Origin of the sequence: Anaerosporobacter sp. (assembly GCF_031551385.1) — a bacterium.
Classification (GTDB): Bacteria; Bacillota; Clostridia; order Lachnospirales; family Lachnospiraceae; genus Anaerosporobacter.
In genome coordinates, this window is record NZ_JAVBNS010000288.1 from 1 (window position 1) to 13,620 (window position 13,620).

The 13,620-nt window shown below is 35.8% G+C and carries 11 protein-coding genes; all 11 read left to right on the forward strand.

What is annotated here, in order from left to right; genetic code table 11:
- The first annotated feature begins 372 nt into the window (after positions 1-372).
- Positions 373-801: a division/cell wall cluster transcriptional repressor MraZ gene (gene mraZ / locus RMR19_RS21235; protein WP_310605510.1), complete on the forward strand. Its 429-nt coding sequence runs from the start codon at positions 373-375 to the stop codon at positions 799-801.
- Between the two features lie 86 nt (positions 802-887).
- Complete coding sequence (gene rsmH / locus RMR19_RS21240; RefSeq protein ID WP_310605511.1) at positions 888-1,823, forward strand: 16S rRNA (cytosine(1402)-N(4))-methyltransferase RsmH; 936 nt, start codon at positions 888-890, stop codon at positions 1,821-1,823.
- Between the two features lie 47 nt (positions 1,824-1,870).
- A complete protein-coding gene (locus RMR19_RS21245) occupies positions 1,871-2,443 on the forward strand; it encodes a septum formation initiator family protein (RefSeq protein ID WP_310605512.1) in 573 nt (190 codons plus the stop codon).
- 9 nt (positions 2,444-2,452) lie between these two features.
- Complete coding sequence (locus RMR19_RS21250; protein WP_310605513.1) at positions 2,453-4,567, forward strand: peptidoglycan D,D-transpeptidase FtsI family protein; 2,115 nt, start codon at positions 2,453-2,455, stop codon at positions 4,565-4,567.
- Positions 4,568-4,624: 57 nt separating this feature from the next.
- On the forward strand, positions 4,625-6,568 hold the full coding sequence (locus RMR19_RS21255) for a penicillin-binding transpeptidase domain-containing protein (RefSeq protein ID WP_310605514.1): 1,944 nt from the start codon (positions 4,625-4,627) through the stop codon (positions 6,566-6,568).
- Between the two features lie 76 nt (positions 6,569-6,644).
- Entirely contained in the window at positions 6,645-7,613 is a 969-nt protein-coding gene (gene mraY, locus RMR19_RS21260) for a phospho-N-acetylmuramoyl-pentapeptide-transferase (protein WP_310605515.1), read from the forward strand.
- A gap of 54 nt (positions 7,614-7,667) precedes the next feature.
- Complete coding sequence (gene murD / locus RMR19_RS21265) at positions 7,668-9,029, forward strand: UDP-N-acetylmuramoyl-L-alanine--D-glutamate ligase (RefSeq protein ID WP_310605516.1); 1,362 nt, start codon at positions 7,668-7,670, stop codon at positions 9,027-9,029.
- Positions 9,030-9,083: 54 nt separating this feature from the next.
- Complete coding sequence (locus RMR19_RS21270; protein ID WP_310605517.1) at positions 9,084-10,232, forward strand: FtsW/RodA/SpoVE family cell cycle protein; 1,149 nt, start codon at positions 9,084-9,086, stop codon at positions 10,230-10,232.
- Positions 10,233-10,312: 80 nt separating this feature from the next.
- Positions 10,313-11,572: a UDP-N-acetylglucosamine 1-carboxyvinyltransferase gene (gene murA / locus RMR19_RS21275; protein ID WP_310605518.1), complete on the forward strand. Its 1,260-nt coding sequence runs from the start codon at positions 10,313-10,315 to the stop codon at positions 11,570-11,572.
- A gap of 126 nt (positions 11,573-11,698) precedes the next feature.
- Entirely contained in the window at positions 11,699-12,430 is a 732-nt protein-coding gene (locus RMR19_RS21280) for a cell division protein FtsQ/DivIB (protein ID WP_310605519.1), read from the forward strand.
- Positions 12,431-12,617: 187 nt separating this feature from the next.
- A partial coding sequence (gene ftsZ / locus RMR19_RS21285) for a cell division protein FtsZ (protein WP_310605520.1) occupies positions 12,618-13,620 on the forward strand: 1,003 nt, incomplete at its 3' end.

Sequence of the window (13,620 nt, forward strand, 5' to 3'; positions counted from 1 at the left end):
TACAGATCAACTACTGTTGTGGGGGACAAAAATCCCAGTATCTGAACTGATATCTGTTATAATAGCAGTGGTTGCAGCCTGTCTGCTCTTGTATAAACACATTGCACTATACAGACGAAAACGTAAAGAGGACTAGGACTAAAGACATAGGACTAATTACCTAAAAAGTCTATATATAGTATCTTACATTAAAATTTAATAAATATGCACAATATATAGTGCAATACAAAAGGCGACAAATTATGATACCATAATTTGTCGCCTTTTTGTTTGTGGAAAAGCTTGATAAAGTCGCCGAAATGTTATAAAATACAGTTTAAGTGGTGCAAAGTGGTGCGAAGTGTCACGAAGTGGAGGAAAAGTGGTGATTTTATGTTTATGGGTGAACATAATCATACAGTGGATGCCAAGGGCAGAGTAATTATTCCGGCCAAATTCAGAGAAGAACTCGGAGATGAGTTCGTTTTAACTCTTGGACTTGATGGGTGTTTATTTGTATACCCTAATGATGAGTGGGCAAGCTTCGTGAACGAATTAAAAGGACTTCCAGGAAGTAAAGAAGCAAGACAGTTGCAACGTTACTTTATGGCTGGGGCTGCTGCGTGTGAAGTAGACAAGCAAGGAAGATTTCTTATACCACAAAAATTACGTGAACATGCAGGGCTAGATAAAGAATTAGTATTAGTCGGTGTGCTTAATAAGATAGAAATTTGGAGTAAAGAACGTTGGGAAAGCAATAATACCTATGAAAACATGGATGAGATTGCAGAACATATGTCAGAGTTCGGATTAAGTTTTTAGAGCGTAAAAAAGCGGATATCCGTTCAAATATACGGAAACACTAAATGAGAGAGAAAATACACATATCAACGATGGGAGGTCGAAGAATGGAATTTAAGCATAAGTCTGTGCTATTAGAAGAGACAATTGATGGTTTAAACATGAAACCAGACGGCATCTATGTTGATGGAACATTAGGTGGTGGTGGACATGCTTATGAAGTCTGCAAACGCCTTGGTGAAAAAGGGAGATTCATTGGAATTGATCAGGATGCGGCAGCAATTGAGGCAGCAACAGAGAGATTGAAGGAATTCTCAGACAAAGTAACAATTGTAAGAAGTAATTATTGCAATATGCGTCAAGTGCTACAAGAACTAGGAATAGAAAAGGTTGATGGAATCGTACTTGATTTGGGCGTTTCTTCGTATCAGTTAGATACTGCAGAGAGAGGATTTACATACCGTGAGAATGCTCCTCTTGATATGCGTATGGATCAAAGAAATGATCAAACAGCAAAAGATATTGTGAATGATTACAGCGAATTTGATTTATATCGAATTATTCGTGATTACGGGGAAGATAAATTCGCAAAGAATATTGCGAAACACATTGTAAGAGCAAGAGAAGAAAAACCATTAGAGACAACAGATGAGTTGATAGAAGTAATAAAGGCAGCGATACCTATGAAAGTTAGAATGAATACAGGTCATCCTGCTAAGAAGACATTTCAAGCAATAAGAATTGAACTAAATAAAGAACTTGAAGTACTTAATGATACATTAAACGATATGATTGAATTGTTGAATCCGGAAGGAAGAATAAGTATTATAACATTTCATTCGTTAGAAGATCGAATCGTAAAAAGCATTTATCGCAACAATGAGAATCCTTGTACATGTCCACCAAGTTTTCCGGTTTGTGTATGTGGTAAAAAGCCAAAGGGGAAAGCTGTAACAAGGAAACCAATTGTTCCAACAGACGAAGAGATTGAAGAGAATAAGAGATCAAAGAGTTCGAAATTGAGGGTGTTTGAGCGAGTATAGTAGCAAATAGTTTTGTTACTAAATAAATCTGGGGAGGAGATTGGACAATGGCACGACAACAAGTGAGAAAAAGTAAAAACGTGCAAGACAAGTACTATCAAAGAGAAAACTACATTGATGGAACTAATGCAAGAAAATTGCATGCTGTCCCAGATTATGCAGATAATAGTGATTATGATTACGATGATGACTATGATTATGCAGAAGAGAGAAGAAGAAAAGAGCAGACATATCAAGAACGAAAGCGTAGAGAAAGAGCCGAACATCGTAGAAAAGAACAAACAAGAACGATGGACGGTGTGTCGCTGATTTTGCTTGTAGCAGCGGTGGCAGTTACTTTCTATGTGTGTTTGCAATATGTACAAGTACAGGAAGATATAACGGCACTAAGCAAAAGCATAGCAGCAATGGAAAGTCAAGTTGTAACTATGAAGAAAGATAACAATGCTGCGTTAGAAGAGATTTCAAGAACATATGATTTGAGTTATGTTTATAAAATTGCTACGAAAGAATTAGGAATGGTATTTCCTACAGAAGATCAAGTGATTAAATATGAAAGTAGCAAGAGCGATTACGTGAAACAGTTCGGAGAAATTCCAAGCGATGAAGATGCTAAGTAGGTGACGTTTATGAGTAGAAGAGATAGAGTAAAAGAGAAAAAAATAAAAAAATTTACACACCAAATGCAGGCAAAAACTTTGCTTGTGTTTGGTGTTGTTTTGCTATTGATGATAGCGTTGATAGCGAGACTAACATATTTAAGGAATGAAGATGGAGATAAGTATTCAAAAAAAGTATTATCACAACAGACATATAGTAGTAGTGTAATACCTTACAAAAGAGGTGATATCGTAGACCGAAATGGAACAGTTCTTGCGACTTCTATTAAAGTATATAATCTTATTCTTGACCCAAAAACAATCTTAGAAATAAAGAAAGTGAATGGGGAAGAGACAACACCATATCGTGAACCGACATTGCAAGCATTAACTACGTATTTTGATTTGGAATACGAGGAGTTGAATAAAATACTTATTGAAAAGCCTACGAATCAATATACTGTTATGTTAAAGCAGTTGGAGTATAGTGAAATCAAAGAGTTTGAAGCAGCTATGAAGGAAAAGGATAGTAAGATACAAGGTGTTTGGTTTGAGGAGGAATATAAAAGAATCTATCCAAACAATTCTGCTGCCAGCGATATTATCGGATTTACTTCTGCTGGTAACGTAGGAAACTGGGGACTAGAACAAACCTATAATACATATCTGAATGGAACAAATGGAAGAGAATATGGATATTTCGATGCAGAGCTAAACCTAGAAAGAACAGTAAAGCCAGCGGTTGATGGAGATACGATTGTGTCAACGATTGATTTGAATATTCAACAGATTGTTGAAAAGCATATTACTAAATTCATGAAAAATATCGGAGCGAAGAACAGTGCTGTTATGGTAATGAATGCGAATACTGGTGAAATTATTGCAATGGCATCGGATAAACAATATGATTTGAATGATCCATATAATTTAGATGATTACTATACAAAGAGCGAAATTGAAGCAATGACAGAACAAGAGCGATTAGATGCATTGTATGGCATATGGAAGAACTTTGCGATTTCGCAAAACTATGAGCCGGGTTCTACGTTCAAACCGTTTGTTATGGCGGCAGCACTTGATGAAGATATTATAAAAGATGGAGATCATTATATCTGTGATGGTAAACAGGTTGTAGTAGAAGGGATAAAACCGATCCGTTGTGTAAGTCGTAGTGGACATGGAGACATTACCATTGAAGAAGCAATTATGAAATCATGTAATGATGCAATGATGCAGATTGTAGCTAAAATGGGACGTAGCTTAATGGCAAAATACCAATTTAATTATGGATTTGGAAGAAAGACAGGAATCGATTTGCCTGGTGAGGAGATAGGTCAAGTATTTACGGAAGAGCAGTTGAATCCGCTGGAACTTGCAACGACTTCCTTTGGTCAAGGTCTTACAGTTACTATGGTTCAGATGGCATCCGCGTTTTCGGCAACCGTGAATGGTGGATATTACTATACACCACATTTAGTTAATAAAATAAAAAATGCAGATGGTGCTACAGTAGAGAATAAAAATGCAGTATTATCAAAGCAGGTAATTAGTACGAAAACAAGTGATTTGCTAAGAAGATATCTCTATAACACAGTTGAGAGTGGAACGGCAAAGACAGTTGCAATTAAAGGCTATCAAATTGGTGGTAAGACAGGAACAGCGGAAAAACATACCGGTGAAGATGGAGTATATTTAGTTTCATTTCTTGGATATTTTCCATATGATAATCCACAATATATAATCTATACAATTGTAGATGAAGTAAATGATGAGGATCAAGCACAAAGTACATATGCGCAGCAATTGACACATGATATTTTAAATGAGATTCTACCATTTTTAGGAATACTAAAATCAAGTGATGGTATTACTTTAGATGATGATGATAAAACAGATGCAACACAATCAGACGATACGCAGCAAGACGACGTACAACAAGATGATACACAAGCTGGAAACCAAGAAGATGGAACATCAGATGATAATGATGCAAATACAAATGATACAAATTCAAATGATGAAACTACAGACGAAGATGATGGTGAAAACTATAAGCTTTTTGATGAAGAAGTAAATAATAAGATAAAAGATATTTTGGATTCAAAGAAAACGCAAGATAATACGGGTAACGAGCCAGTAGAATAAGGAATAACCTATAAAGATTGGTAATACAATGAATTAATAACAAATAGAGGTTTATTCATGGCAACAAATCGAACCTATAATCGTAGGAATATATTAATTATACTCGCAATTATTATAATTATTGCATGCCTTCTTGTTATAAGACTTACCTATATTATGATATATCAAGCAGATTACTATGGCGTGAGGGCGAAGCAGTTACACGAAAGAGAACGACCAATCAAGGCGGAAAGAGGGATTATATATGACAGAAATGGAATTGAGATAGCTTCCAATAAACCTGTATGTACAATATCCGTTATTCATAGCCAGATTAAAGACAAAGAGACTGTTATAAAGCTACTTTCAGAAACGCTTGGCATGAGCGAAGATAAGATAAGAAAACGTGTTGAGAAAGTTTCTTCTATAGAAAGAATAAAGGCTAACGTTGATAAAGAGACAGCAGATAAGATTAGAAATTATGACTTAGATGGTGTTATGGTTGATGAAGATTATAAACGATTTTATCCGTATAGCTCACTTGCTTCGAAAGTAATTGGATTCACAGGTAGTGATAATCAGGGTATCATCGGTTTGGAAGTTGAATATGATGATTATCTGCAAGGAATTGATGGTACAATCTTGACGTTAACAACTGCACAAGGTCTTGAAATTGAGAATGCGGCAGAAGATCGAATTGAGCCGATTGCAGGAAATAATCTGACTCTTAGTTTGGATGTGAATATGCAACAATATTGTGAACAGGCTGCAAAGAAAGTTATGGAAGAGAAGCAAGCAAAAAGTGTGAAGATGATTTTGATGAATCCACAAAATGGTGAAATCTATGCAATGGTGAATTATCCGGAATTTGATTTGAATTCACCATATACATTGATTGATAAAGATGAATCTCAAGTAGCAACATTAACAGATAGTGAGAAGAGCAATCTTCTTAATGAGATGTGGAGAAATGCATGTATTAGTGATACATATGAACCAGGATCTACATTTAAAACAGTTACGGCGGCTGCTGCCTTGGAAGAAGGCGTTGTTAAACTTACTGATAATTTTTACTGTCCGGGATACAAGATAGTAGAAGATAGAAAGATTCGATGTCATAAAGTAGGCGGACATGGCGCAGAAACATTTGTAGATGGTATAAAGAACTCTTGTAATCCTGTTTTTATTGAGCTTGGTGCAAGGGTTGGAGTAACAAATATGTATAAACATTTCAAGAATCTTGGCTTGTTTAACAGAACAGGAATTGATGTTCCAGGGGAAGCAAATTCCATTATGCATAAAGTAGAGAACATTGGCGCGGTAGAATTAGCGACAATATCATTTGGTCAATCGTTTCAAATTACACCGCTGCAATTATTAAGAGCAGCAAGTGCAATTGTAAATGGTGGAACATTGATAACGCCACATTTTGGAGTAACAATTACAAATCCAGAAACAGGAAATGTTCAAACGCTAAAATATGATGTAAGTGATGGGGCAGTATCAAAGGAGACATCAGATACAATGAAGAGCTTGCTAGAAGCGGTAGTTTCTGATGGAAGTGGTATTCGTGCTTATTTGCCAGGTTTTCGAATTGGTGGAAAGACAGCTACTTCAGAAAAACTTCCTAGAGGTACAGGAAAATACATCTCTTCATTCATGGGATTTGCGCCAGCAGATAATCCGCAAGTTATTGCAATTATATTGATTGATGAGCCGGTTGGAATCTACTATGGTGGTACAATCGCCGCACCTGTTATTTCAGAAGTGTTTGATAATGTGTTGCCATATCTAGGAATTGAAGAGAGTTATACAGAGCAAGAGATAAAAGAATATGATATTGGTAGTATTACAGTGCCAAATTTTTTGGGAAAATCGAAAGAAGAGGCAAATGAGTTGATTAAAGTTTATGAATTCGGTGAAGTATACTATATAGGAGATGGAGATACAGTTGCTGAACAGTTTCCTTTATGTGGCGAAACAGTTAACAAAAATAGTGACTTGATTCTATATCTTGATTAGACTATAATTATAGGTTGGGCGGGTTTGCTGATCGTTATAAGACGCAAAGTACGTATGAAAATATGAGGTGAATGACATGGATTTTAAAGTAGTATTACCATTGTTGATATCGTTTGCAATCACGATTGTACTATGCCCCATTGTAATTCCGTTTTTAAAGAAACTTAAATTAGGGCAGTACATTCGTGGCGAAGGTCCACAATCACATCAGAAAAAATCAGGTACTCCTACTATGGGAGGAATTATTATATTAGTAAGTATTGTACTTACTTGCTTATTCTATATTAAAGACTATCCAAACATTATCCCAATTCTTTTTGTTACATTAGGATATGGCTTGATTGGATTTTTAGATGATTATATTAAAATTGTTATGAAACGCAATTTGGGATTGAAAGCATGGCAAAAGATGTTAGGGCAGTTAATCGTAACGGCAGTGTTTGAATACTATATTATGAATTTTACAGATGTCGGTACGGCAATATTAATTCCGTTTTCAGGTGGAAAGTTAGTTGATATGTCATGGATGTACATTCCGATGTTTTTTGTTGTAATGCTAGGTACTGTGAATGGTTCGAATTTCACAGATGGTCTCGATGGACTAGAAACAAGTGTGACAATACTAATTGCAACATTTTTTGCAGTAGTAACAATAATTGCTCCGATTGGTGCAAATAGTGGAATTAATCCGATTATCCTTGCAGTGGTAGGAAGTTTACTAGGTTTTCTGGGATATAACCTATATCCTGCAAAGGTTTTTATGGGAGATACAGGTTCGCTAGCGTTAGGCGGTTTCGTTGCTTCTACAGCATGCGTACTACGAATGCCATTGTTTATTATTCTTGTGGCATTGATTTATCTAGTTGAGATATTATCTGTTATGATTCAAGTGATGTACTTTAAAGTAACAGGTGGTAAGAGAATATTCAAAATGGCACCAATCCACCACCATTTTGAATTATGTGGTTGGTCAGAAACAAGGGTTGTGACTGTTTTCTCAATTATAACGGCGATACTTTGTATTACAGCCTTTTGGGCGATATAAGAGTGAAGAGAACGCATTCTTCAATAATTGGTTATAACTATAGGGAGGATAAACATGGAATTGGAAAATAAAGTTGTATTAGTAGTTGGAACAGGAATAAGTGGCATTGCAGCGGCAAATCTATTGAAGCAGGCAAAGTCTAATATTATCTTATTTGATTCAAATACAGAATTAGATGTTGAAGCACTAAAGAAGCGTCTTGATGATGTGCAGAATGTAACCATTGTAACAGGAGAGCTTACAGAGGATTTGATTGCTACGTTAGATCTTACGGTTGTTAGTCCTGGTGTTCCTACGGATCTGCCTATGATTAACAGGATAAGAGCAACAGGTGTTCCTATTTGGGGAGAAATAGAGTTGGCGTATCAGTTTGAGAAAGGAAATGTAGTTGCGATAACGGGTACAAATGGAAAAACAACAACAACGGCACTTGTTGGGTCTATTATGAAGGCATATTTTGAAAATGTGTTTGTTGTTGGCAATATTGGTATTCCGTATACAAATCTTGTGGAAGAGACAAGAGAAGATTCGGTAACAGTAGCAGAAGTGAGTAGTTTTCAACTAGAAACGATTGAAGAATTCAGACCATCGGTTAGTGCGATATTAAATATCACTCCAGATCATTTAAATCGTCATCATACGATGGAGAACTACATAGAAGCAAAAGTGAATGTAACAAAAAATCAGACACCATACGATACCTGTGTGCTCAATTATGAAGATGAGATACTTAGAGGGATTGGAAAGAGACTTAATGTAAGAGTTGTGTACTTTAGTTCTGTTAGAGAACTGGAAGAAGGAATCTATCTAAAAGGTGAAGAAATCTATAGTCGTTTTGATGGAATAGAGACAAATATCTGTAATATTCACGAACTTCGATTAATTGGAAAACATAATTATGAGAATATCATGGCAGGTATTGCAATTGCAATTTCTATGGATGTTCCGATGGAATATATAAAGAAAGCAATCTGCTCATTTGAAGCGGTAGAGCATAGAATAGAGTATGTTGCAACAAAGAGGGGCGTAAAATACTATAATGACTCAAAAGGAACAAACCCTGATGCAGCAATAAAAGGGATTGAGTCTATGACAACACCGACATTGCTAATTGGTGGTGGATATGATAAGGATTCAGACTTTACAGAGTGGATTCAAGCGTTTGATGGAAAGGTTAAGAAGTTAGTATTAATAGGTCAAACAAAAGAAAAGATTGCTGATACAGCAAAAGAAGTTGGATTTACAGACTATGTTTTTGCGGAGACACTTGAAGAGGCAGTTGCTTTCTGTGTGAAAGAAGCAAAGTCAGGAGAAGCAGTTTTGCTATCACCAGCTTGTGCAAGTTGGGGTATGTTTAAAAATTATGAGCAAAGAGGAAATGTGTTCAAGGAATTGGTTCATAAGATAGAAGAGTAGTTTGTGTGTTTTGTACTAAAAAACTTGAAACAAGAAAGGCAGGGGAGATAGAAAGTGACAAGAAGTGAAAGTAGGAGGACGGCGCAAAAGAAGAAAAGGCATAGTTACTACGATTATAGTTTACTATTTCTAACCTTATTTCTTGTTTGTTTTGGGCTTGTTATGATTTATAGCACAAGTTCCTTTAATGCACAAAGAATGTTTAGCGGAGATTCTGCTCATTTTGTAAAGCAACAGGGGTTCGCAGTAGTGCTTGGAATTATAGCGATGTTAATTATATCTAAAATTGATTACCGTATATTCGTTTTAAAATTACAAATAGTAAAGGTGAGGGTAGTATCTTTGATTTACATAGTAGCGTTGGCATTACAAATAGCAGTACTTATAGTTGGTAGAGATGTTAAAGGTGCAAAAAGGTGGATTGATCTTGGGTTTATATCCTTCCAGCCATCTGACTTATCTAAAGTAGCCACGATACTGTTTGTGGCATATATGGTTAATCTAGCGCCAAGAAGGCTAGATAAAATCACGGGTTTTTTTCGTATAGCACTTTATATGGCACCATTATTGGCATTAATAGCGAAAGAGAATCTTAGTACAGCGATTGTAATTGCAGGCATATTGGTTTCTATTTGTTTTGTAGCTAGTAGAAAGAAAATGTACTTTATAATTGTTGGTGTGCTTTGTATTGCAGTCGGCTCTGCTTATGTATTTGGAGTTGGTTATCGAAGTGAACGTGTTGATGTTTGGAGAAATGTTGAATCACATCCAAAGGGGTATCAGATTTTACAAGGGTTATTCGCGATTGCATCAGGTGGTATCTTTGGAACGGGTCTAGGTCAAAGTATGCAAAAATTAGGGTTTATCCCAGAGGCACATAATGATATGATTTTTACAATTATATGTGAGGAACTAGGCTTGTTTGGCGCAATTGCAGTTATTCTACTTTTTGTTTTGCTGTTATGGAGATTGTTTATTATAGCAATTAACGCACCAGATTTGTTTGGAGGATTAATTGCGGTTGGAGTTTTGGCGCATATTGCGATACAGGTTATTCTTAATATAGCGGTTGTATCGAATTCCATTCCATCAACAGGAATTCCGCTACCTTTCATTAGTTATGGAGGTACTTCGGTATCCGTGTTACTGGCTGAGATTGGTATTGCGCTAAGTGTTTCTAATCAGATTAGAACAGAAAGATAAGGAAGCATTTTAAAATTAGCACACATATTTTAATAAGTCATATAATATATTATATTTATGGACTGTTAGGGGTGTGCGCTGTGACTTATATTCAGGTTACTGGAGGCAAGAAGCTTTACGGTGATATTGAAGTTCAAGGGTCAAAAAATGCGGTACTTCCTATTTTGGCTGCCAGTGTTTTGCATAGTGGTGTTACGACAATTCATCATTGCCCGGATATTAGTGATGTGCAATGTATGATTCGTATATTAGATAGCATAGGTTGTAACGTAAAAAAAGAAGGTTCTACCGTGATTGTAGATGCCTCACAACTGAATAACTATCGAATACCCGATGAATATGTAGCGAGAATGCGATCTTCTATTATACTACTTGGTCCATTACTAGGGAGACAGCATTTTGTTACTATTTCATATCCAGGCGGCTGCACAATAGGTGCTAGGCCAGTTGATTTGCATGTTAAGGGACTAAAACGCTTGAATGCAGAAATTATTGAGGCGAATGATCTTCTTACATGTATGGCTACAAAGTTACTAGGAAGTGAAATAAAACTGGATTTTCCTAGTGTAGGTGCAACTGAGAATATATTGCTAGCTGCAGTATTAGCAGAAGGAACAACAATTATTTCAAATGCGGCAAAAGAACCTGAAATAGAGGAACTATGCGAGTTTTTGATTTGCATGGGTGCTAAGATTGAAGGGGTTGGTACTGAAACAATTGTAATTCAAGGAGTGGATTCACTACATGATTGTGAATACACAGTGAAAGCGGATAGAATTGTTACAGGTACGTATATGGCTGCAGTAGCAGCTACAGGTGGAAAAGTAATTTTACGTGGCGCAGTAGAGACATATCTAGAGGAGGTAATTGAAGTAATTAATAGAATGGGCTGCATCACACAGAGTAGCCCGGAGGGAATTGTAGTTACACAAAAATCAAAGCCTAAAGCATATGATTTGCTAAGAACGAGACCATATCCAGGCTTTCCTACTGATTTACAGTCGCCAGTTATGGCAGCATTAACAATTGCGAAGGGCAATAGTATACTGATTGAGAATATATTTGAAGCGAGATATAAAGTAGTTAAAGATCTTGTAAAGATGGGTGCTAATATAGAAGTGGAAGGTAAAATTGCAATAATAAGAGGTGTTGCTTCTTTACATGGAGCTTCCGTTAAAGCACACGAATTACGTGGAGGTGCAGCACTAGTTATTGCGGGAATGATTGCAAAAGGAACAACAGACATTCATTCCATAGAATATATATTAAGAGGTTATGAAGATATCTGTAGAGACTTGCAGACGCTTGGAGCAACAATTAATTATATAGAAGAAACTTAAACAATACACACCTCTTCCATGCAAGACAAAATGGTGTTGTGAGGGAGAGGTTATCCAAAGAATATAGCAAAATGACGTATGACAGCAGTATAAACTTTAGAATTACAAAGAAGATGGTGACAAAGAATGAGAAATGTCCAAAAGCAGAAAAAAGGAATAAAGATTAAAGTTATATTGCTGGCATTTGTATTGTTGGCAATTGGACTAGCTGTGTTTCTGCAGGTAAGCCGAATTAAAGATATCAACATAATTGGAAGTGAACGGTATTCACAAGAGGAGATTAAAGACATATTACTATCGGATACACAGTATAATAACAGCATCCTTCTTTTTTTGAAATACAAATATGGAGAACCGAAAAAAGTTCCGCTTATAGAATATATGGATGTTGAACTTACTAGTATTAATACAGTAAAAGTTCATGTATATGAAAAAGCAATTTTTGGCTGTATTAAATATCTTGGAGATTATATGTATTTTGACAAAGATGGCATTCTTGTTGATAGTTCGAGTGAACAATATGAAGGAATTCCAATTGTAACAGGATTGACATTCAAGAAAATGATATTGACAGAAAAGCTTACAATACAAAAGGACAAGTTATTTGGCGTTGTTAAGGATTTGACAAGACTGATACATAAGTATGAAATTGATGTTGATACGATACACTTTCAATCAAATGATGAAGTGATATTATATAGTGGTGATATTAAGATTCTTTTAGGTGAAAAGGACATGTATGATGAACAAATTGCAGAGCTACAGAATATGCTGCCAAGTATTACAGGAAAGAAGGGGGTTTTACATATGGAAAACTTCACAATAGGAAATAAGACCTATTTTGAAGTTTCGAAATAAAAATCTTTTAAATTAGGGTTGATTATTTAATTGATAAAAGATATTATATAAGATAGTTATGATGTTATCATTGTAAATAATTTTACACCTATTGTAAGAGCATGAAGATGTTTTTACAAAACACAAGGTCACTTCGGGGAGTGATTTGGTTTATAAAATTTGATATAAGTAAAAAGGAGGAAGTACCTTGCTTGAAATAAGGACTAACGAATCGGATGCAACCGCTAAAATACTTGTTATTGGAGTTGGTGGTGCTGGAAATAATGCGGTTAATAGAATGATAGAAGAGAATATAATAGGAGTTGAATTTATCTGTGTGAATACGGATAATCAACATTTGAAAACTTGTAAAGCTCCTACATGTTTGCAAATTGGAGAAAAACTTACAAAAGGGCTTGGTGCTGGTGCACAACCTGAAGTAGGTGCAAAAGCTGCGGAAGAGAATAGAGAAGATTTAACAGAGATTATAAAAGGCGCAGATATGGTTTTCGTTACTTGTGGTATGGGTGGAGGAACAGGTACTGGTGCAGCACCTGTAGTAGCACAGATAGCAAAAGAATTAGGAATACTTACAGTTGGTATTGTGACAAAACCATTTAGATTTGAAGCGAAAGCAAGAATGAACAACGCAGTATCGGGAATTGAACGCTTAAAAGAAAATGTTGATACATTAATCGTTATTCCAAATGATAAATTGCTTGAAATTGTTGATCGTAGAACAACAATGCCAGACGCACTTAGAAAAGCGGATGAAGTACTTCAACAAGGTGTACAAGGTATTACAGACCTTATTAATGTACCTGGTTTAATTAATCTGGATTTTGCCGATGTTCAAACGGTAATGAAGGATAAGGGAGTAGCTCATATCGGTATTGGTGTTGGACATGGTGATGACAAATGTCTTGATGCTGTAAAACAAGCAATTACAAGTCCATTACTAGAAACAACAATTGAAGGTGCATCTCATGTTATCATTAATATATCTGGCGATATTAGCTTGATTGAAGCAAATGAAGCAGCAACATATGTACAAGAGTTAGCTGGTGAGAGTGCAAACATTATATTTGGTGCTATGTACGATGAAGCTTCACCAGATGAATGTACGATTACTGTAATTGCAACAGGACTAGAGACAAATGCTCAGAAAGAACCTGTAAAGGCTCCTTCTTTTATTAATCAAACAGCAGGAC

Bases quoted from the DNA above. Each gene is read 5' to 3' on its own strand.
- mraZ (WP_310605510.1), top strand. From the start codon at position 373: ATGTTTATGGGTGAACATAATCATACAGTGGATGCCAAGGGCAGAGTA.
- rsmH (WP_310605511.1), top strand. From the start codon at position 888: ATGGAATTTAAGCATAAGTCTGTGCTATTAGAAGAGACAATTGATGGT.
- RMR19_RS21245 (WP_310605512.1), top strand. From the start codon at position 1,871: ATGGCACGACAACAAGTGAGAAAAAGTAAAAACGTGCAAGACAAGTAC.
- RMR19_RS21250 (WP_310605513.1), top strand. From the start codon at position 2,453: ATGAGTAGAAGAGATAGAGTAAAAGAGAAAAAAATAAAAAAATTTACA.
- RMR19_RS21255 (WP_310605514.1), top strand. From the start codon at position 4,625: ATGGCAACAAATCGAACCTATAATCGTAGGAATATATTAATTATACTC.
- mraY (WP_310605515.1), top strand. From the start codon at position 6,645: ATGGATTTTAAAGTAGTATTACCATTGTTGATATCGTTTGCAATCACG.
- murD (WP_310605516.1), top strand. From the start codon at position 7,668: ATGGAATTGGAAAATAAAGTTGTATTAGTAGTTGGAACAGGAATAAGT.
- RMR19_RS21280 (WP_310605519.1), top strand. From the start codon at position 11,699: ATGAGAAATGTCCAAAAGCAGAAAAAAGGAATAAAGATTAAAGTTATA.